The sequence below is a fragment of the Neorhizobium tomejilense genome, from assembly GCF_964254135.1.
Taxonomy (GTDB): domain Bacteria; phylum Pseudomonadota; class Alphaproteobacteria; order Rhizobiales; family Rhizobiaceae; genus Neorhizobium; species Neorhizobium tomejilense.
Window position 1 is genome coordinate 3878538 of record NZ_CAXUSO020000001.1, and the last position, 19616, is coordinate 3898153.

18 protein-coding genes are annotated in these 19616 nt (G+C 60.2%); 9 read left to right on the forward strand and 9 right to left on the reverse strand.

The window, feature by feature from the left end; genetic code table 11:
* Positions 1-4: 4 nt before the first annotated feature.
* The 3 genes from ACSQ3G_RS19180 to speB form a co-directional block, all read right to left on the reverse strand.
* Positions 5-1387, reverse strand: a complete 1383-nt coding sequence (locus tag ACSQ3G_RS19180; protein ID WP_436111156.1) for an aspartate aminotransferase family protein — start codon at positions 1385-1387, stop codon at positions 5-7.
* A 102-nt stretch (positions 1388-1489) separates the two neighbouring features.
* A complete protein-coding gene (locus tag ACSQ3G_RS19185) occupies positions 1490-2323 on the reverse strand; it encodes a lysine/arginine/ornithine ABC transporter substrate-binding protein (protein ID WP_436111157.1) in 834 nt (277 codons plus the stop codon).
* Positions 2324-2384: 61 nt separating this feature from the next.
* Complete coding sequence (speB, locus tag ACSQ3G_RS19190; RefSeq protein WP_436111158.1) at positions 2385-3446, reverse strand: agmatinase; 1062 nt, start codon at positions 3444-3446, stop codon at positions 2385-2387.
* 186 nt (positions 3447-3632) lie between these two features.
* Between speB and ACSQ3G_RS19195 the strand changes: the two genes are divergently transcribed.
* The 4 genes from ACSQ3G_RS19195 to ACSQ3G_RS19210 are packed head-to-tail and all read left to right on the forward strand — an operon-like array spanning position 3633 to position 6602.
* Positions 3633-4337, forward strand: a complete 705-nt coding sequence (locus ACSQ3G_RS19195; RefSeq protein WP_436111159.1) for a GntR family transcriptional regulator — start codon at positions 3633-3635, stop codon at positions 4335-4337.
* Positions 4338-4357: 20 nt separating this feature from the next.
* Positions 4358-5083, forward strand: a complete 726-nt coding sequence (locus ACSQ3G_RS19200) for an ABC transporter permease (RefSeq protein WP_436111160.1) — start codon at positions 4358-4360, stop codon at positions 5081-5083.
* Positions 5083-5805, forward strand: coding sequence for an ABC transporter permease (locus ACSQ3G_RS19205; protein ID WP_436111161.1), 723 nt, complete (start codon positions 5083-5085; stop codon positions 5803-5805). Before ACSQ3G_RS19200 ends, ACSQ3G_RS19205 begins: the two co-directional genes overlap by 1 nt.
* Positions 5799-6602 (forward strand): ABC transporter ATP-binding protein, encoded by an 804-nt coding sequence (locus tag ACSQ3G_RS19210; RefSeq protein ID WP_436111162.1) that lies wholly within the window; start codon positions 5799-5801, stop codon positions 6600-6602. Before ACSQ3G_RS19205 ends, ACSQ3G_RS19210 begins: the two co-directional genes overlap by 7 nt.
* A 36-nt stretch (positions 6603-6638) precedes the next feature.
* Here ACSQ3G_RS19210 and ACSQ3G_RS19215 read toward each other — a convergent pair whose 3' ends face one another.
* The 3 genes from ACSQ3G_RS19215 to ACSQ3G_RS19225 are packed head-to-tail and all read right to left on the reverse strand — an operon-like array spanning position 6639 to position 9425.
* Positions 6639-7637 carry a LacI family DNA-binding transcriptional regulator gene (locus ACSQ3G_RS19215; RefSeq protein WP_436111163.1) on the reverse strand — a complete coding sequence of 333 codons (999 nt, stop codon included), beginning with the start codon at positions 7635-7637 and terminating at the stop codon, positions 6639-6641.
* Between the two features lie 44 nt (positions 7638-7681).
* On the reverse strand, positions 7682-8671 hold the full coding sequence (locus ACSQ3G_RS19220) for an ABC transporter permease (protein WP_038547039.1): 990 nt from the start codon (positions 8669-8671) through the stop codon (positions 7682-7684).
* Between the two features lie 13 nt (positions 8672-8684).
* Positions 8685-9425 carry an ATP-binding cassette domain-containing protein gene (locus ACSQ3G_RS19225; protein WP_436111164.1) on the reverse strand — a complete coding sequence of 247 codons (741 nt, stop codon included), beginning with the start codon at positions 9423-9425 and terminating at the stop codon, positions 8685-8687.
* 156 nt (positions 9426-9581) lie between these two features.
* Between ACSQ3G_RS19225 and ACSQ3G_RS19230 the strand changes: the two genes are divergently transcribed.
* The 5 genes from ACSQ3G_RS19230 to ACSQ3G_RS19250 all read left to right on the forward strand — a co-directional run bounded on the left by ACSQ3G_RS19230 (position 9582) and on the right by ACSQ3G_RS19250 (position 15290).
* Complete coding sequence (locus ACSQ3G_RS19230; protein ID WP_436111165.1) at positions 9582-10562, forward strand: NAD-dependent epimerase/dehydratase family protein; 981 nt, start codon at positions 9582-9584, stop codon at positions 10560-10562.
* Between the two features lie 41 nt (positions 10563-10603).
* On the forward strand, positions 10604-11596 hold the full coding sequence (locus ACSQ3G_RS19235; RefSeq protein WP_046669331.1) for a substrate-binding domain-containing protein: 993 nt from the start codon (positions 10604-10606) through the stop codon (positions 11594-11596).
* Between the two features lie 145 nt (positions 11597-11741).
* Positions 11742-12689 (forward strand): sugar-binding protein, encoded by a 948-nt coding sequence (locus tag ACSQ3G_RS19240; protein ID WP_436111166.1) that lies wholly within the window; start codon positions 11742-11744, stop codon positions 12687-12689.
* A gap of 84 nt (positions 12690-12773) precedes the next feature.
* Positions 12774-14279, forward strand: a complete 1506-nt coding sequence (locus ACSQ3G_RS19245) for a sugar ABC transporter ATP-binding protein (RefSeq protein WP_436111167.1) — start codon at positions 12774-12776, stop codon at positions 14277-14279.
* 12 nt (positions 14280-14291) lie between these two features.
* Positions 14292-15290, forward strand: a complete 999-nt coding sequence (locus ACSQ3G_RS19250) for an ABC transporter permease (RefSeq protein ID WP_436111168.1) — start codon at positions 14292-14294, stop codon at positions 15288-15290.
* Between the two features lie 234 nt (positions 15291-15524).
* Here the strand turns inward: ACSQ3G_RS19250 and ACSQ3G_RS19255 are convergent, their stop codons facing one another.
* The 3 genes from ACSQ3G_RS19255 to ACSQ3G_RS19265 form a co-directional block, all read right to left on the reverse strand.
* The gene (locus tag ACSQ3G_RS19255; RefSeq protein ID WP_436111169.1) at positions 15525-16607 is read right to left on the reverse strand and encodes an ABC transporter ATP-binding protein; all 1083 of its coding nucleotides are present in this window, start codon (positions 16605-16607) and stop codon (positions 15525-15527) included.
* 25 nt (positions 16608-16632) lie between these two features.
* Positions 16633-18369: an ABC transporter permease subunit gene (locus ACSQ3G_RS19260; protein WP_436111170.1), complete on the reverse strand. Its 1737-nt coding sequence runs from the start codon at positions 18367-18369 to the stop codon at positions 16633-16635.
* Between the two features lie 120 nt (positions 18370-18489).
* On the reverse strand, positions 18490-19560 hold the full coding sequence (locus ACSQ3G_RS19265; protein ID WP_436111171.1) for an ABC transporter substrate-binding protein: 1071 nt from the start codon (positions 19558-19560) through the stop codon (positions 18490-18492).
* Between the last annotated feature and the right edge of the window lie 56 nt (positions 19561-19616).

Here is a 19616-nt window from a genome sequence, read left to right on the forward strand (position 1 = left end):
CCCCTCAAATCAGGCCGTGCGTTTTCGCCCAGCCGTATGTCTCGTCGATGGCAACTTGAGACCGATCGAACATCTCGTTGATTTCGGCCTCCGTCATGATCAGCGGCGGGCAAAAAGAAAAGTTGTCGCCAAGGGCACGCGTGATTACGCCATGCGCCTGGGCGCGTTTTCCGGCCTGAATCGCGACGCCATCGGTCGGCTTGAACGCTTCCCGAGTTGCTTTGTTGCGGACAAGTTCAAGCGTCCCGATCATGCCGCGGCCACGTGCGTTGCCGACAAGTGGATGTTCGCCGAGGGCATGCAGACGCTCCTGAAATAGCGGCGCAACGGACTGAACATGCCCAAGGATGTCGCGCTCCTCGTATATCTTCAGCGTTTCCAGCGCGACGGCAGTGGCCACGGGATGGCCGCTATAGGTGAAGCCGTGACCAAAGGTGCCGATCTTTTCGCTTTCCGCGACGATCGCCTGATGAACCTTGTCGTTGATCATGATTGCCGAAATCGGCTGGTAAGCGGCTGAAAGCTGTTTTGCCATGGTGATCATGTCCGGCTGCATGCCGAAGCTTTCCGATCCGAACATCGTTCCCAGGCGGCCAAAACCGCAGATGACTTCGTCGGCGATCAGCAAAATATCGTAGCGGCGCAGGATTGCCTGAACTTTTTCATAGTAGGTCGCCGGCGGGACGATGCATCCGCCCGACGCCATCAGCGGCTCGGCAAAAAACGCCCCGATCGTCTCCGGGCCTTCCTGGAGGATGAGACGCTCAAGCGATTCTGCGCATCGTGTTGCAAACTCTTCCTCGCTCTCGCCTTCAAGCCCATAACGATAAAATTCCGGGCAATCGGTATGGAGGACCCTGTCGATCGGCAGGTCGAAGTCTCGATGATTGTTCGCAAGTCCCGTCAGGCTTGCCGAGGCGATCGTCACACCGTGATAGGCTCTCATCCGCGAGATGATCTTCTTCTTCTCGGGCCTGCCGATGGCGTTGTGGTAGTACCAAACCAGCTTCATCGCCGTGTCGTTTGCTTCCGACCCCGAATTGGCAAAAAACACCTTCGACATCGGCACCGGCGCGAGTTTGATCAGCCGCTCGGCCAATTCGATTGCCGTCTCGTGCGACTTGCCGCCAAAGCTGTGGTAAAAAGGCAATTCCTGCATCTGCCGGTATGCCGCTTCCACGAGGCGCGTCTCGCTGAATCCGAGCGACGCACAAAAGAGCCCGCCCAAGGCCTCGATGTAGCGGTTGCCATCACTATCGATGACGTGGACACCGTCGCCTTTCGCGATCAACAGCGGCCCGTCTTTCAGATGCTGCGATGCGTTCGTATAGGGGTGCAATACAAAGGCCACATCGCGCGCTTCCAGGGAGTTTGGCAAAACCGTCACTTGGTGTCTCCTGATTTATCGAGCGCAGATGCGCCTGTTTTGTTGGGACCCGGCAAGCGCGCTCCGCGCCTGCCGGGTCCATTCGCTTTCCGGATCCAAGCATCAATCGACGCTGGTCTTGATCCATTTCTTGGCGAGCTTGTCGATCGTTCCGTCGGCCTTGGCTGCCTCGATCGCGGCATCGAACATCGCCTTCAGGGCAGTATCGTCCTTGCGCAATCCTGCGCCGATGCCCTGGCCGAAGACGCCGCCGGTGAATGTCGGGCCGGCAATCTTGTAGTCCTTGAAATCGGCTTTCGAGAGCGTCGCCGTCAGAGCCGTCTTCTGGGCGACGACGGCATCGATGCGACCGGCCTGCAGATCGAGATCGTGCTGCTCAGTCGTCTTGTATTCGCGTGTTTTCAGGGCACCTTTGAAATACTTATCGAGAAAGGCGACATTTGCGGTCGATACCTGGGCGCCGACATTGCTGCCTTTGAGGGCGCCTTCAAGCGGCTTCAATGCGGCATCAAGCGTTGCGCTGTCACCATTCAGGTCCACGACCGTGCCGGTGCCCGGCAGGTTTGCCAACGGTCCATCCTTCTGCACCATGAAAGCCGCAGCCGTTGAAGCATAAGGCTTGCTGAAGGAAATCACCTCCAGGCGTTTCGGGGTGACGATCATCGACGCCATGATTGCATCGAATTTCTTGGCGTTCAGCGAGGGGATCAGGCCATCCCAATCCTGCGCTACGATCGTGCATTTGACTTTCATGCGGCCGCAGAGATCGTTTGCGAGATCGATTTCAAACCCCTGGAGCTTGCCGTCTGGTCCCGTGAAATTCCACGGCTCGTAGGCACCTTCCGTGGCGATCTTGATTTCCGTTGGCTTCGATTGTGCGTGGGCAGTGCCAGCCGCCAGCATGGTGGCGATGATTGCTATCATGGTCTTTTTCATTGTTCATTCCCCTTTTCTTGTGCCCCGTTTTGAACGGAGCGGTTGCAACCAAATCTGCCCGTCAGATATTTTCCTTTCCTGACGCGCGAGCCGTGAACGCCTCTGCCGACAGGCACAGGAGCTCGAAGAGAACCTGCGCTGCGACCTGTGCGGTATTCGTTGTCGGATCGTATTGCGGGGCAATCTCGACAACGTCGCCGCCGACGATATCAAGACCTTTCAGACCACGCAGGAGGCCAAGCGCCTGCGCGGAGGAGAGACCCCCGACCTCCGGTGTGCCGGTCCCTGGCGCGAAAGCCGGATCCAGCGAATCGACGTCAAAGCTGACATAGACTGGTCCATCCCCCACGACCTCACGCGCTTTGCGGATCACTGCTTGCAGGCCAAACTCGTCTACCTCTTCCGCATGGATCACCGTCATTCCTGACGCAAACGAGAATTCCCAGAGATACTCGGAGTTACCCCGGATGCCGATTTGGATAGTGCGTTTCGGATCAAGAACGCCGTCCAGCACCGCCTGCCGGAAAGGCCCGCCATGGTGGAACTTGCAGCCTTCGAATGATCCGCCTGTATCGCAATGCGCGTCGATATGGATCATGCCGACAGGGCGTTCCTTTCCGACCGCGCGAAGGATGGGCAACCCGATTGAATGATCGCCGCCAACCGACAGCGGCACGACACCGGCCGCAACGATGGCTGCTACGAAACTCTCGATATCGTCATGCGACGAAGCCAGATCGAACCGGCTTCGGAATGGCACGTCGCCGACATCGGCGACCCGCACTTGCGCTGTCGGAACTGCGCGAAGGACATGTTCATAGGGCCCTACCCGATCGACATTGCGCACAGCACGCGGCCCAAACCGGGCTCCGCTCCGGTTGGTCACGCCGAGATCCATGGGAATACCAAGGAGTGCAACGTCGATCCCGGCAAAAGCGGGCGCGGCGTCAGGTCGATAAGGCGCCTTCAACAGCGACGGCACTCCGCAATAGGGCGCCTGACGGCTGTCGCCATCCCCGAAAACAAGCTTCGCCACCTTGCTGAAATCCGGATCGAAGATGTCGCCACCGGATGCCGCCGAGTATCGGGCCCGCAATTCGTCAAGCTCGAGAATTTCTATCATCCGACCTCCTGACCACGCTCAGATCACGCAATGAAAAACAATCTCGCAAAAGCGATTGATTGATGTGCGCAATATTGTATACATAATCGTATTCCATAAAAAGATGCAAGTGGCCAAACGATGAGCATGACAAATCAAGTTTGACGCTATTTGTGTGAGAGCGATGGAAGCATTGAGAGGGATTCGGTGTCTGCGACAAACAAAGAGCCAAAGGTTTCGTTGCGCGAAGCGACCTACAGCCAATTGAAGGATTTGATCCTGAACGGCCAACTTCGGCCATCGGAGCGCCTATCGGAAAACAATCTTGCAAAACGTTTCGGCGTGAGCCGCACGCCTCTGCGGGAGGCGTTGATGAAGCTCGAGGAAGAGGGGCTGGTCGTCGGGCAGCGAAACCTCGGTTACACGGTCACCGATCTTGATATTACGGGTTTCTGCAATCTCCTCGTCGTACGCGAGGCGCTCGACGTCTGCGCCGCGAAGCTCGCATGCGAGAAGGCGACGGACGAGGATCTCGCGCGCCTTCGTGACGTCATCGAACAGATGGCGGTCCTGAAGGTTTCCGACAACCGAACGCCATCGGACGCTGCGCAAAACCTGCAGCTCGGGCTTTATATCCACCGGGTCATCGCCGAGGCAACAAAGAACGATGCGTTGGTACGTGCAACGGATCAGATCTACCAGCAGCTGCGCCTTGCCCTTTGGCTGGAGGTCCTTTGGGTCGATCTGGAGCACACGGACTTTGACGAGCACAAGGCGATCGCCGACGCAATATTGGCTCGCGATCCCGAAGAAGCCGCCAAGGCGGCGAGCGCTCATGTGCAGAGCTCACTGAAGAACATGTCGAAACTCGAACGTATTTGGCATCACCGACGCGCTGTCGGTTCGGGCTGAGACGCCGCACGGGAAAGTCTATGGAAGCCATCGAGAAGTACTTGGTACTTGTGAGTTTTGGTCAGGGCGGCTGGGGCAGCCTGTTGCTGACCGCATTGCTTATGACGGTCGCCGTTTCGGTCTGCGGTTTTCTGGCAGGCACCATGATCGGCTCGCTTGTTGCTGCCATGAAGCTGTCCCGATATCTCGCGGTGCGCTGGGCGGGCGACTGTTACACGACCGTTTTGCGCGGCGTGCCGGATCTTCTCGTCATCTATCTCTTTTATTTCGGCGGCAGCGCCATCCTCGGTCATCTGGGGGGAATGGTCGGGTATGACGGTTATATCGGCATGCCCGCGTTTTTGACCGGAACGATCGCGCTCGGCGTCGTCTCCGCTGCCTATCAGGCCGAGGTCTTGCGTGGCGCCTATCAGTCCGTGTCGCGTGGAGAACTCGAAGCCGCCACCGCGATAGGCATGCGACCATGGCTGAAGTTCCGCAGGATCATTGCCCCTCTCGTCCTTCGCTACGCCGTGCCAGGTCTTGGCAACACGTGGCAGCTGGTGCTGAAAGAATCTGCGCTGATATCCGTCACCGGCCTCGTTGAAATCCTGCGTCAGTCGCAGATCGCTGCCGGCTCCACCCGCAAGCCCTTCGAGTTCTACCTCACCGCCATCGTTCTCTATCTCGTCATCACCTGGATCTCCTCCATTCTTTTTCGTCGGCTGGAGATGCGAAGCTTGCGCGGAATTCGGAGGGCATTGTGATGGATTTCGACTTCCTCGCGCAGACGTTCCAGACCCTGATGGGCGGTCTCCCCCTGACCTTGAGCATGGCCGCCATATCCATCACCGCCGGGACGCTTCTTGCCGTTTCGATTGCGTTGACGTCCGTTTTGGGTGGAACGGCCGGGCGCGCAATCGCCAGCGCCTACGTGTTCGTGTTTCGCGGCTCTCCGCTGCTCGTTCAGATGTTTCTCATCTACTACGGCCTGGGGCAATTCCGGCCGTCCCTGCAGGCGCTCGGTATATGGACGATATTTCGCGAACCCTACTGGTGCGCCGTCATCGCCTTGACCCTCAACACGGCCGCCTATTCGGGCGAAATTTTCCGCGGTGCGCTTCAATCGGTGTCAGCGCAGCAGGTGGAAGCCGCCCGCGCGTGCGGCATGTCCGGCGCTCTCCTGTTTCGACGGATCATTTTCCCGATCGCATTGCGCCAGGCGCTGCCGGCCTACGGCAACGAGATCGTCCTGATGGTAAAGGCGACGGCTCTCGCATCGGTTATCACGATCATGGAAATCACCGGCCTGGCGGGAAAGCTGATCGCCGACAGTTTCCGGGCGTTCGAAGTGTTCATTGTCGCGAGCGCCATCTATCTGTTGATCAATTTCGTGCTGACGCGCATTCTCGTCGGCCTGGAGCGCTGGCTTTCGCCGCATTTGCGCCTTCCGCCACTGCCTCCGAGACCTAGGGAAACTGCATGCTGAGCAGAGGGATGAATTTGGCTACCGAGAACACGAAGACGCCGACGGTTTCGGTGAAAAACCTGCACAAATGTTTCGGCCCGCTGGAAGTGCTGAAGGGCGTTTCCCTGGAGGCGCGCGAGGGCGATGTCATTTCCATTCTGGGGTCGTCAGGATCGGGCAAGTCGACGATGCTCCGCTGCATCAATATGCTGGAGGTGCCCGATAGCGGCGAAATTTCGATCGCCGGGGAAGCATATCTCATGAAAAAAGGGCGGCACAAAGCAGAACCTGCCGATCGCCGCCAGGTCGATCGCATCCGCCAGCATGTCGGCATGGTATTCCAGAACTTCAATCTCTGGTCTCACATGACGATCCTGGAAAATGTGATCGAAGCTCCGGTCCACGTGCAAAGGCGCAATCGTGCCGAATGTATCGAAGAGGCTGAGGCCCTGCTTGCCCGGGTCGGCATAGCCGACAAACGGCATTTTTATCCCTCGCATCTATCCGGCGGGCAACAGCAGCGTGCTGCAATTGCCCGCGCACTCGCCCAGCGCCCGAAGGTTATGCTGTTTGACGAGCCGACGTCGGCGCTTGATCCGGAGCTGGTCGGAGAGGTCCTCAAGGTCATGCGATCGCTGGCCGAGGAGGGACGAACGATGCTGGTCGTCACCCATGAAATGGCGTTCGCCCGCGACGTCTCGAATAAAGTTGTTTTTCTTCACAAGGGAGCCGTGGAAGAGGAAGGCTCTCCCGCGGAGCTTTTTCAGTCTCCGAAATCACCTAGGTTTCAGCAGTTTCTCGCAAGCGTCCGGCAATAAAAGCATTCTCTAAACCGTGCTGTATCCCGCGGTCGATTAGACGGATTCACGCTCGACGAGGGCGCATTCGACCTTCAGCTGGTCATGGCTGCTTTTCAGGCCGCCGGCGATGTCGTGGATCATTTCCACGGCCATGGCGCCCATCTCGAACAGCGGCAGGTGCAGGGTCGTCAGCGGCGGACGGATGAACTGGGCGATGTCGCGATTGTCGAACCCGATCACGGAGACGTCCTTCGGGACAGACTTTCCCCGCTCCTTGAGCGCCTCGACGCACCCCAGCGCCATCAGATCGTTGGCGCAGAAGATGGCGTCGGGGGGATTGGGCAGATCCATCAGGAGATGGGTTTCGCTATAGCCTGAAGACGGCTCCCAATTTCCGTAGCGCACCAGTTGCGGGTCGAAGGTGAAGTCGTTGCTGGCCAGCGCCTGCTTGTAGCCGCGCAACCGGTCACGCGGATTGTCGAGACCCTCCTGGCCGTTGATCAAGGCGACCCGGCTGCGGCCGGCACGGATCAGCCGCTCCGTGGCGGCGCGGCCACCGGCGACGTCTCCCGGCACGATGGAGGGCAGTCGCCTGTCCTGGTCGTAGCAATTGACCAGCACGGAAGGCACGGTGAACAGGGCCGCCGGCGGATCGATCTTGCGGGTCAGGATGGTGCCGAAGATATAGCCCAGCAAGGGCTGTTGCTGGCACAGCGAAAAGACGTCCTCCTCGGGGTCCTCGCCGGCGCGAAAAATGCCGAGCGTCACGATAATGCCGAATTCGAGCGCCTTTTCCCGCGCGCCCTCGAAAGCGAGCGCCATCCAGGGGTCGGTTGTCAGCTCGTCCGTGATGAAGCAGATGACCCTGCTGTCGGACAGGTCGCCCGACGGCGACCTGTTGGGGAGCCTGTATCCAAGCTCCTGAACCGCATCCATCACCTTCTTGCGCGTGGCTTCGCTGAAGCGGGCGCCGGCGCTGCCGTTGAGGATCAGGGAAACGGTTGCCTGTGACACACTTGCTCGCGCCGCGACATCCATCATGGTTGGTTTCAAGGCGTTCTCCATGTCGCTCGCCACAACACCGCAAAGTTTTCCACCTATCTCCGCATATTCCGGAATCGGTCGAATGCCACAGCAACGATTATGAACGTACCTATGAACATTCCTTGCCAGAAAGTCGAGATGCCCAACAGGATCAGGGAGTTGCGAATCACCTCTATCAACAATGCGCCAACCACCGCGCCAAGCGCATTGCCCTCCCCGCCCGCCAGGTTGGCGCCGCCGATCACGGCGGCGGCAATCACGGTCAGTTCCATTCCCTGTCCGAGATTGGTCGTGACGCTTCCCAGCCAGCCGGCCATCAGGATGCCGGCGAGCCCGGCGGTCATGGCCGAAAACATGTAAATGCTGACTTTCAGCCGCCGCACCGGAATGCCGGCCAGCACAGCCGCGTTCTCGTTGCCGCCGATCGCGAAAAGATGCTGGCCCCACCTCGTCCAGCGAAACACCAGCGACATGACCACGGCCAGCACGCACAGCACATATAGTGGATGGGGAAGCCCGAGTGTCGAGCCGCCGCCGATCCACAGCAGCAGGTCGTGATCGGGACCGAACTCCCAGATCATCTTGTTGTCCGAAAGCACCATCGCCAGGGACCGGGCGGCCGACAGGCTCCCGAGCGTCACGACAAAGGCCGGCATACCGGCATAGGCAATCAGGATCCCGTTGAACAGGCCGATCAGCAGGGCGGCACCCAACGCAAGACCGGCAGACAGCCAGAAGCCCATGCCGCTGGCCATGGCCACACTTATCACCATGGCGCTCAGCACCACGCTCGAGCCGACGGACAGGTCGATGCCGCCCGATGCGATCACGGCCGTCATGCCGATGGCAATGACCGCCACGAAGGCGAAATTTCGGGCGACATTGAAGAGATTGCGGTCGCTGGTGAACGCATCGGTCATCAGCGACAGGGCCAGGCATGCCAGCACGGCCGCTATGAAGACCCAAAAGACCTGCAGGTTCTTCAGTCGGGCAAACCAGCTGTCGTGCCGGGAATTGTTGATGATGTCGTCGAGTGTCGTCATGGCTATTTTTCTCCTAGGCGGCGTCGATGGCGCCGGTGATCAGTCCGGTCACTTCCTCGGGCGACGAGGCGCCCACCGGTTTTCGGCAGACCAAGCGCCCGCGGCGCAGGACGGCGATATTGTCGGACACGCTGAAGATGTCCGGCATCCGATGGCTGATCAGGATCACGCTGATGCCGCGGTCGCGCAGGCGGCGGATCAGGTCGAGCACTTCGGCCACCTGGCGTACCGAGATGGCCGCCGTCGGTTCGTCCATCATCACGATCTTCGGTTCCGACAGCAGTGTGCGGGCGATCGCGACCGCCTGGCGCTGCCCCCCGGACATGCGCCGCACGAGCTGCCGCGGGCGGGTTTCGGACTTGAGCTGCTTGAACAGGTCGGCAGAGACCGTGTTCATCCGCTTGTAATCGATGTATCGGATCGGTCCGAACCGGCGCAGCGGCTCCCTGCCCAAGAAGACGTTTGAGGCGGCCGAGAGATTGTCGGCGAGCGCGAGGTCCTGATAGACCATCTCCACCCCCTCGCGCTGCGCATCGATCGGCTTGTGAAAGACGACGGAAATTCCATCGATGCTGATTTCGCCGGTAGACGGGCGGAAATTGCCGGCGATGATCTTGGCCAGCGTGGACTTGCCCGCGCCGTTGTCACCCATCAGTCCCAGCACTTCTCCCGGTTCGATGGACAGCGACACGTCGCTGAGTGCCTGGATCGCCCCAAAGTTTTTCGAAATTCCTGAAAAGACAAGTCGCGACACGTGGTTCTCCCTCCCCGCGATGGTTTCCTGGCGCGCCGGCAGGCCGCTCTTTGCCCGCCGGCGTTCCCGTTTTGCGCATTTAATAACTAATTACTTGACTTAATATTATTAGTAAACAAAATCCCTCATGCAAAAAATGTTGCAGGGGAGTGCGACATGAAACTGCTGGTTACAGGCGGCACGGGGAAGGTGGGGCAGGCTTTCCTGCCGGCGTTCCTGTCTGATCTCCGTTTCGCGGGTTGGGAGGTGGTGGCGCTTTGCAACAACAGGACCGTCATGCCTGCAGACCGCCTGTCCGTCGTCGCCGGTTCCATGTCGGATCCCGCCGTGGTCGCCGGGGCCTTGCAGGGCGTAAGCCATGTGATCCACATGGCCGCCGTCAAGGAGACGCCGGAACAGATCTTCGATGTCGCGCTGAAGGGCCTTTTCCTGCTGCTCGACGCGTTCCGCAAATCCGAAACCGCCCGGCAGTTCATCCTTCTCAGCGGCGATTGCACCGTGGGCCATATCTTCCAGCGCTACGATGAGCCGATCACGGAAACCTCGACGCGCCGTGCATACAAGGGCTGCTATGCCCTGACCAAGACCCTGGAGGAGGTGATGCTGGAGCAGTTCGGCATCCAGTATGGGGTGAATTGGACGACCCTGCGGGCGCCCTGGATCATGGAAAAGGATGACTTCCGCTTCGCGCTTGCCCTGGGCGACGACCAGTTCGGCGGTCCAAGCTGGGCGGAACTGATCGACGCAGAGGCGCTCGAAGAGTGCCGCAAGGGCGGCTATGCGCCCGTCATGCGCGATGCCGGTGGCGGCTACCTCAAGCGCAATTTCGTCCATGTCGACGATCTGGTCGGCGCGATCCTGGCTGCTATCGACAACCCGCGCACCAACGGCCAGCTCTTCAACATTTCAATGGACCAGCCAGTGGATTACGGCGATCTCGGCGCCCGCTTGGCGGCGCGGCATGGATTACGGCCGATCGAGATCGACACCCCGTTTCACAGCAACTGGCTCGATAATTCCAAAGCAAGAATGTTGCTTGGCTGGGCACCGCAGGTCGATCTCGAGCAGATGATCGATCGCGCATGGCGCTACGAGCGCGCGGACAACGACCCGCGCATTGTCTGGTATCCCGGCTGAGGCATGACGCCTCGATCGGTGTAAGAGGAGGAGGAAAGAAAATGAAAATCAATATATTGGCAATGGCGGCCATGGCAGTTGCGGCGCTTGCTGCGGCGCCGGCGGCAGCGCAAGGCAAAAAGACCTTGGCGATCGTCGTCAAGGGTCTCGACAATCCGTTCTTCGAGCAGATCAATCTCGGCTGCAAGAAGTGGAAGTCGGAGAATGCGAGTAGCGAATATGAATGCCTCTATACCGGCCCGGCCTCATCGGCGGACGAGGCCGGCGAGGTCCAGATCGTCGATGACCTGCTGACGAAAGGCGTTGCGGCCATCGCCATTTCGCCCTCGAACGCGCCGGCCATGGCGACCCGCATCAAGGCCATCGCCCCGTCCGTTCCGGTCATGACTGTCGATGCGGACTTTCTCGAGAAGGACCATGCTCTGCGCAAGACCTATCTGGGCACCGACAACTACCTGATGGGCGTGAAGATGGCCGAGCAGACCATGAAGCTGAAGCCGAAGGGCGGGTCGGTCTGCCTGCAACTCGGCAACGTGGCCGCCGCCAATATCAATGCCCGCGCCCAGGGCTTCCGCGACACCATCGGCGGCGCCAAGAACATCGATCGCCTGACCGGACAGGGCGGTTGGAAGGAAATCGGGGGGTGCCCGGTTTACACCAATGACCAGGCAGACCTTGCTAACCAGCAGATGTCGGATGTGTTCACTGCAAATCCCACACTGGACGCCTTCATCCTTGTCGGCGGCTGGGCGCAGTTTGCCCCGCAGGCCTATGCGCAGGTCACGGACCAGGTGATGCCCAAGCTCAAGAGCAAGGAGTTGATCATCATCGCCGGCGATACGCTGCCGCCGCAGACCAAGGCCTTCCGCGAAGGTCGCAGCCATTCGCAGGTCGGCCAGCGCCCCTTCGAGATGGGCTACAAGGCGCCTGACGTCATGATCAAGCTGATCAAGGGCGAGAAAGTGGCCGATCCGCTGTTTACCGGCCTTGATGTCTGCAACCTCGACGATCCGGGTTTCTGCGCCAAGAACTAGTGCGGATCCCTGCCAGGGAGGTGCCGGTTCGTCTCCCGGCCCCCTTTGGCAGGATGCGATTATTAGTAATAATATTACTTAGCTACCAGATGTGAAACCGTGTTTAGCGCGACCTTTGAGGAATGGGGTCGCGGGGAGGAGCAACATGAAACGTCTCAATTCGCTGATACTCGCCGCAGGCCTGGTGCTTGCCGCCAGTCCGTCACTTGCCGAGGACAAGCCGGCGCTCGCCTTTGTCGTCAACGCCGCGTCCGATTTCTGGAAACTGGCTGAGGCTGGCGTGAAGGCGGCCCAGGCTGAATTGCCTGGTTACGACCTGCAGTTCCGTTACCCGGCCCAGGGGACCGCCGCCCTGCAGAATGCCCTGATGGACGACCTGGTCGCCGCCGGGGCAGATGCGATCATGATCTCGTCGGCCGATCCGAAAAACTCGATCGGCGCCTTCAACAGGATCGCGGCCCAGGTGCCGCTGTTCACCACCGATAGCGATGCGCCCGCCAGCAAGCGCATCGCCTATCTCGGTTCGTCCAATACGGATGCTGGGGTCCAGGCCGGCGAGATCGCGCGGGCGGTCATGCCCAAGGGCGGAAAATGCATGGGCTTCGTCGGCTTCCTGGGGGCCGACAATGCCGTCGAACGGATCGCAGGCTTCCGCAAGGCGGTTAAAGGATCCGGCATAGAGCTGGTCGATGTGCGTGGCGACGATGTCGATTTCGCCCGAGCCCGGTCGAATGTCGATGACGTGCTGGCCGCCAACCCTGACATCACCTGCATGGTCGGCTTCTATTCCTATAATCCGCCCAAGATCTACGAAGCGCTGCAGGCGGCCGGCAAGCTGGGAAAAATCCAGGTCATCGCCTTCGACGAAGATCCCGTCACCCTCGGCGCGGTGAGGGAAGGCAAATTCGCCGGAACCGTGGTCCAGGATCCCTACCAATGGGGATACCAGGGCATGAAGCTGATGGCCGCCTACCTGAAGGGCGACAAGTCGCAGGTACCGGCAAACGGCCTGATCATCGTGCCGACCAAGAAGATCGACAAGGGCAATGTCGATGCCTTCGCCGCCGAGTTGAAGGCGCGCGTGGGGAAATAGAAGTCGTCTCCAAAAAAGGTCCCTGCTGCACGAACTCCCGTGGTTCGTGCAGCACCTATCCGTTCCTGCCATCCGGGAGTTTCGATGACGGCCTATCGGCAAAAGGACATATCGCTCGACCTTCTGGGGATTACCAAGGTCTATCCGGGAGCAATCGCCCTCAACAATGTCTCGCTGAGCATTCGCGGCGGCGAAGTGGTCGGCCTGGTTGGAGAAAACGGTGCGGGAAAATCCACGCTGATGAAAGTGCTAAGCGGCGCCATCGCACCTGACGAGGGCCACATCGTCATCGATGGCGAGGAAGTGACATCGCTGACATCGGCGCGCGTGCATGAGCGCGGCATCGCCCTTGTCCACCAGGAACTCAATCCGTTTTCCAATCTCGATGTGACGGCAAACGTGCTTCTGGGGCGGGAGATCAGGCGCGGGATGTTCGGCTTCCTCGACCAGGCCGCCATGGAGCGCAGGGTCGCGCCGATCCTCGCCAGGCTGGATACTCGTTTCGGTCCGAATGACGCTGTCTCCGGCCTGTCCCTGGCCGACCAGCAATTGCTTGAAATCGCCCGTGCGCTTTCGATCGATCCGCGCCTGCTCATTCTCGACGAACCCACGTCCAGCCTGACCCTGTCCGAGACCAAGCGTCTTCTTGACGTCATCAGGCAGTTGAGCGCCGACGGCGTGGCGGTGCTGTTCATCACCCACCGCCTGGCTGAAGTCGAGGAGGTGGCGAGCCGCGTCGTGGTGCTGCGTGACGGCCGCAATGCCGGAACCCTCGGCTGCGGCGAGATCACCAAGGACGCCATGATCCGGTTGATGATCGGCCGCGATGTCGGCCAGTTCTATGAAAAGGCAGAGCATGACCCCGGCAGGCCGGTGCTGGAATTGAAGGGACTGCGCACAAAGGCCTATCCGCAGCATCCGCTCGACCTTTGCCTGCGCGCGGGCGAGATCCTGTGCCTGACGGGCCTGGTCGGCGCGGGGCGTACGGAGCTTGCCCGCGCGCTTTTTGGCATAGACCGCATCGAAGAGGGCGTGCTGGAGATCGAGGGCCAGCGGCTCGTCGGCCATTCCGTTCCAGCCGCCATCGCCGCCGGCCTCTGCCTGGTGCCGGAGGATCGCAAGACGGAAGGCCTTTTTCTCGATTTCTCGATCACCGAGAACATCGCCATGCCGAGCCATGCCGCGCTGTCGCGACTAGGATTTGTCGATATGGGCGCCGAGACCGCCCTGGCTGAGGCATCGCGGCACAAACTGAACATCAAGACGGCAGGCCTCGGTCGCGCGGCGGCAGAAATGTCCGGTGGCAACCAGCAGAAGGTGGTCTTGGCCAAATGGCTGGCAATGAAGCCGAGGATCATCATTCTGGACGAGCCCACACGCGGTATCGATGTCGGCGCCAAGGCGGAAGTCTACCGCCTGATGCAGGCGCTCGCCGCCGATGGCGTAGCGCTGCTGATGATCTCGTCGGACATGGAAGAGGTGGTCGGGATATCCGATCGGGTCGCCGTCATGTGCCGCGGTCGCATCGCCGGGACGCTTACGCGCGATCAACTGACCGAGGAGACCATTCTCCAACTGGCCGTGGAATAGGAACTCCGTAGCATGCATAAAAAAGATATCGGATTAGCCACGCTTGTGATGACCGTCGGCGCGATCGTCGCCCTGATGAATCCACGATTCCTGTCGCCGATCAACCTGGCCAACACGGCAAACTTGATCGGCCTCTTCGGGCTGTTCTCCATTGCCGAGGCCTTCGTCATCGTCACGGCGGGCATCGAACTGTCCATCGGCTCGGTGATCGCGTTGATAGGCGTCATTTTTGTCGATCTTATCGCCAGCTTCGGCGTTCCCTGGCCGGTCGCACTTGCAATCGTGCTGGTGCTATCAGCCACCATCGGCCTTCTGCACGGCTGGCTGATAACCCGCCTCAAGCTTCAGCCTTTCGTCGTCACGCTCTGCGGGCTTTTGATCTATCGCGGCATCGCGCGCTTCTACACCAGGGATGGCACAGCCGGCTTTACCTTCGGGTCCGACTTTCCGATGCTCGAATATCTGATCGCGGGCCGCACAGCCGGCGTGCCGCATTCCGTCGTCGCGTTCCTGCTGGTAGCTGTTGCCGCCTGGTTTCTCCTGCACCGGACCGTGCTCGGCCGGCATCTTTTTGCCGTCGGCAAAAATCCCGAGGCTGCAAGTTTTTCAGGTATCGACACCGCCAGGGTCACCATCCAGGCCTATGTGCTTTGCGCTTTCCTGACGGGTATTTCGGCGGTGTTTTTCGCCATGTATACCCGCTCTGTCCAGCCTTCATCCCACGGCAATTTCTACGAGCTGTACGGCATAGCCGCCGCGGTCCTGGGTGGCTTCTCCCTGCGGGGTGGCGAGGGGTCGATCATCGGCGTGGTGCTGGGCGTGATCCTGCTTCAGGTCCTGCAAAATCTCGTCAATCTCCTGGGCATCCCCTCTTCACTGAACTTCGCCGTCATGGGCAGCGTCATCCTTGCCGGCGTGATCGCCGACACGCAGTTTTCCCGCTACCGCGACGCCCGCAGGCAGGCCATTGCCATGGCCGCCTTGGAAGACGGTGGCAAGCCTCAAGCGTGAGCTGAGAGCTTCCGACGGAGGCTACGATTGCAGGGGCGTGGCAGCTTTCGGCCCTCTTCAGTCAATCGTCGAGACCCCAACGAGTAGCCTTTCCCGCCCTTATTTGCCATCTGTTGCGGCGGCCCGCTATCGGTGCAGTCGGCCGAGCACCAGAAGCATCGCCAGCGCATCGTCGGCGCCGGGGTCGCAGTCATAGAGGAAACGCAAGGCGCTCATGTCTCGGTTCCTTGACGCTCAGCCCTTGTCGGCGAGGAAGCGGGCGGTGTCTGGCGCCCAGCCGAAGCGCACCATTGAGCCGACCGCCACGTCGCCGGCCTGAGCGGGAGCCCGGGCGATGATTTCCTGTTTGCCGGCGTCGATGATCACACGCAGTTCCGAACCGCCATAGACGGTTTCGCGCACCCGGCCCTCGCAGAAGCCTTCACCGAGCGTGATGACTTCCGGTCGAACGACGATCGCACCCTTCGTACCGTCGGCTTGATCCTCGCCGGCGATCGGTAGCGTCCCGACGGCAGTTTCGAGTGCGCCGGCCCTCACGGTGCCACGGATGATCGACGAGATGCCGATGAAATCCGCAACGAACAGGTTCTGCGGCTCGTCATACATCTGGCGCGGCGTGCCGAGCTGGGCGATCTTGCCGTCGTTCATCAGGCAGATGCGGTCTGACAGTGCCAGCGCTTCCTGCTGGTCGTGGGTGACGAAGATGATCGTCGCCCCCGTCTCGCGGTGGATGCGTTTGATCTCGATCTGCATGGCTTCGCGCAGCTTGGCATCGAGCGCGCCGAGCGGTTCGTCCATCAGGATGATCGCCGGATCGTAGACGAGGCAACGGGCCAAGGCGACGCGCTGCTGCTGGCCGCCGGAAAGCTGCGAGGGAGAGCGTGATGCTGCATGCGCGAGGCCGACCGTTTCCAGCGCGTTAGCCACCTTGGCGTCGATCTCGGCCTTCGGCAGACGGCGCATTTTCAGTGCGAAGCCGACATTTTCGGCCACTGTCATATGCGGGAAGAGCGCGTAGTTCTGGAATACGACGCCAATGTCGCGCTTGTTGACCGGTGCGTGGGTCTGATCCTTGCCGTCGATGATGACGGTACCCGACGTCGGTTCCTGCAGGCCGCAGATGAGCTGCAAAAGTGTCGTCTTGCCGGAGCCGGAGGGTCCAAGAAGCGTGAGAAGCTCGCCCGTGCGGACTTCGAGATCGACATGATCGAGTGCGGTGGTCTGGCCGTAGAGTTTGGCCAGGCCATTCACCTTAAGCTTGATTTCCGGCGTGTTCGCAGAGGCGGCTGACATGTCGAATGTGGTTCCTTTGGTCATGAGGGGGTCGGCGGCGTTTCGCATGTCAGCGCGGCCTTGCCTTTTCGGCGATGACGAAGAGTACTGTCACCACCGCCACGATGAAGACCGAGGCGGCAGCCAGGGTCGGAGAAATGCTGAGAATGATATCGTCCCACATCTGCTTTGGGAGCGTCTGTTTGACGCCCGCACCTACGAACAGCGCTATGGTGAGTTCTTCGAAGGAGTGCAGCAGGCCGAACAGGAAGGCCGCGATGGCACCGCCCTTGATCAGTGGAAGAAGGACGAGACGGATCTGCTGCCAGCCGTTTGCGCCGAGTGTTCCGGCCGCCTGCAGAAGACGCCAGTCAAAACTCCGGAACGTAGTCAGCAGGATGACGAAGACGATCGGCATGGCCGAGAGCGTGTGGCCGAGGATGATGCCGGTATTGGTCGCGATCAGACCGATTTTGGCAAGCACATAGAACAACGATACGCCGATGACGATATTGGGTACAATCATCGGCAGCATGAACGACAGGAAGATCAGGCCGCCGGCCTTGCGTTGTGTGCGTGCCAGTCCATAGGCTGCCATGCCCGAGATGATGGTGGCAACAACACCTGTCACGATCGCGACCACGGCTGAACGCGCGGTTGCGCCCATCCACTGATCGGAGCCGAGATAGGTCTGGAACCAGCGCAGCGAGAAGCTTTTCGGCGGGAATTCGAGAAAGCTCGAGCCGGAAAAAGCCATCGGCGGGAATGCCAGAACCGGCACGATCATAATTGCAATCACAATCCAAACGAACGTGGTGAAGACGCGACGCCCAAGACGCGCTGGGAACAGGCTGGCAATGAAGTCGCAGACAAACGCACCGATCTCGATCAATGCGCTGCCGATGGCACCGATAACGCCGCCGCGCCTGGCTGCAGCACTATTGCCCGAGACGGCCGACATGCCGAAGAAACGATCGTAAACGGCGATGGTAATCAACGTCACGGCGAGAAGGAGGGTCGCAAGAGCGCCGCCTAGCCGCAGGTTGAACAGCTGCTGAACCTGGGTAATCATCATCTGGCCGATGACCGTTTCGCGTGGCGAGCCCAGAAGAGCCGGCGTGATGAAGAAACCGAGGCCCATCACGAAGATGAGCAGGCCGGCTGCGGCAACGCCCGGCATGGAAAGTGGCACGAAGATGCGCCAGAAGGACTGGCTACGGCTTGCGCCCATGGTCATGGCGGCGGGGATGAGGCGGCCGTCGATCGACAGCATGGTCGGCAGCATTGTGAGGATCGCGAGAGGCAGCATGGCATGCGCCATGCCGAAGATGACCGCGCCGCGGCCGTAGAGCAGGTCGAGTTGGCTATCGAAACCCATGCCGGTCAACATCTGCGCGACAATGCCCTTGCGGGCGAGCAGCACGATCCAGGCGAAGTTTTTCAGAAGCGGGCTGACCCAGAACGGTAGCAGGACCAGCCACATGGCCATGCGCCGGCGACGTTCCGGCATGCCGGCCAGCCAGACAGCGATGGGATAACCGACCAGAAGGCAGACGATGGTGACTTGGGCCGAGATGGCGAACGTGTTGGCGAGCACCTTCACGTAGACGCCGGCCGAGAACATCTGCCGATAGACGGTCAGATCGAAAGCACCGGATCTCGGATCGATGAAGGATTGCCAGATCAGTGCGCCAGCCGGCAGGATCAGCAACAGAGCCATGTAGACAAGCCCCGGCATGGTAAGCCAGAGGCTATCCGCTCGCAGGCGCTTCCGTGAGAAGGTGTCTTTGGCGGAAAGCTCAGCCATGGATGTCCCGTTTGTTGAAATGGCCCGTTCAGCTTAGCGCAGAACCGGCCATCCATTGTCAGATAAGCGGTCTCGCCGAACGGCGAGACCTGAAGCTCAGGTGGTCGTTTCCGCTGAAAATCAGCTCAGAATCCACTGTTCGAAGCGCTGGGTTAGTTCGTCCTGATGCTCTGCCCAATAGGCAGCATTGAGAACAGCCAGGCCCTTGATGTTGGCGGGTGCCGTCGGCAGAAGCTGAGCCTTTTCCGCGCTCAGATGCTCGTAGGCCTTCATGTTGGTCGGGCCGCAAGCCAGGATGCCCGTATAAGCTGCCTGACGTTTTGCATCCAGGCACCATTCGATGAACTTGCGGGCAAGATCGGCCTTTTTCGTGTTGCCGGCAATGGTCCACCCATCGATGTTGAACAGGCCGCCATTCCAGACGATGCCAGCCGGTGCGCCGGCATTGATGGCTGCTTGTGCGCGGGTCGACCAGGTCGACATCATGTCAAGTTCGCCATTCTGAAGAAGCTGGGTTGCATGAGCGCCCGAAGTCCACCAGATGTCGATGCTGGACTTGACCTTGTCGAGGCTCTTGAAGGCGCGATCGACGTCGAGCGGATAAAGCTTGTCGAGCGGAACGCCATCAGCGAGCAATGCCATTTCCAGCGTCGTGACCGGGCTGCGCCACATGCCACGGCGGCCTGTGAAAGCTTTGGCGTTCCAGAAATCGGCCCAGCTGGTCGGAACCGTCTTCATGGTGTCCTTGCGGTAAGCCATGGCGAGCGCGAAGATCGCAACGCCGGCGAAATCCGGTTCGAACGTATGCGGGGCGAAGTCGGCCTTGTTGGGGACCTCGATGTTAAGGGGCAACATATAGTTGTTGCCGAGCTTGCGGATGCGCAGCACGTGTTCCGGCGTCATCAGGGCGACGTCGAACAGCTTGGTGTCGGTGTCGATCGCCATCTTGTACTGCGGGATCGGATCTGGCTCGTTGGTGTTGGTCTGTATGGTAACACCCGTCTCGGCGGCAAAGGTGTCATAGAAGGCAACCTTGAAACCTTCGTAGAAGGCGCCGCCCATGTCGCGTACGACCAGCGTTTCGCCGGCAAATACGCGGTTGCCCTTCAGAAGAACCGGAGCTGCAAGCGCCATCGCGGCAAGCCCGGTCGTCGTCTTCATGAAACCACGGCGTGATACATTGTTGTTCATTTTTACCCTCCGGCGTTTTTATTTGACCTTCATCAACCCTACTCTTCCCGTCGCGA

What these genes read in the sequence shown, in the direction of transcription:
- ACSQ3G_RS19230 (WP_436111165.1), top strand. Translation starts at nt 9,582, where the DNA reads ATGAAACTGCTGGTTACAGGCGGCACGGGGAAGGTGGGGCAGGCTTTC.
- ACSQ3G_RS19255 (WP_436111169.1), bottom strand. Translation starts at nt 16,607, where the DNA reads ATGACCAAAGGAACCACATTCGACATGTCAGCCGCCTCTGCGAACACG.
- ACSQ3G_RS19185 (WP_436111157.1), bottom strand. Translation starts at nt 2,323, where the DNA reads ATGAAAAAGACCATGATAGCAATCATCGCCACCATGCTGGCGGCTGGC.
- ACSQ3G_RS19210 (WP_436111162.1), top strand. Translation starts at nt 5,799, where the DNA reads ATGCTGAGCAGAGGGATGAATTTGGCTACCGAGAACACGAAGACGCCG.
- ACSQ3G_RS19260 (WP_436111170.1), bottom strand. Translation starts at nt 18,369, where the DNA reads ATGGCTGAGCTTTCCGCCAAAGACACCTTCTCACGGAAGCGCCTGCGA.
- ACSQ3G_RS19205 (WP_436111161.1), top strand. Translation starts at nt 5,083, where the DNA reads ATGGATTTCGACTTCCTCGCGCAGACGTTCCAGACCCTGATGGGCGGT.
- ACSQ3G_RS19265 (WP_436111171.1), bottom strand. Translation starts at nt 19,560, where the DNA reads ATGAACAACAATGTATCACGCCGTGGTTTCATGAAGACGACGACCGGG.
- ACSQ3G_RS19245 (WP_436111167.1), top strand. Translation starts at nt 12,774, where the DNA reads ATGACGGCCTATCGGCAAAAGGACATATCGCTCGACCTTCTGGGGATT.
- ACSQ3G_RS19200 (WP_436111160.1), top strand. Translation starts at nt 4,358, where the DNA reads ATGGAAGCCATCGAGAAGTACTTGGTACTTGTGAGTTTTGGTCAGGGC.
- ACSQ3G_RS19250 (WP_436111168.1), top strand. Translation starts at nt 14,292, where the DNA reads ATGCATAAAAAAGATATCGGATTAGCCACGCTTGTGATGACCGTCGGC.
- speB (WP_436111158.1), bottom strand. Translation starts at nt 3,446, where the DNA reads ATGATAGAAATTCTCGAGCTTGACGAATTGCGGGCCCGATACTCGGCG.
- ACSQ3G_RS19235 (WP_046669331.1), top strand. Translation starts at nt 10,604, where the DNA reads ATGAAAATCAATATATTGGCAATGGCGGCCATGGCAGTTGCGGCGCTT.
- ACSQ3G_RS19220 (WP_038547039.1), bottom strand. Translation starts at nt 8,671, where the DNA reads ATGACGACACTCGACGACATCATCAACAATTCCCGGCACGACAGCTGG.
- ACSQ3G_RS19240 (WP_436111166.1), top strand. Translation starts at nt 11,742, where the DNA reads ATGAAACGTCTCAATTCGCTGATACTCGCCGCAGGCCTGGTGCTTGCC.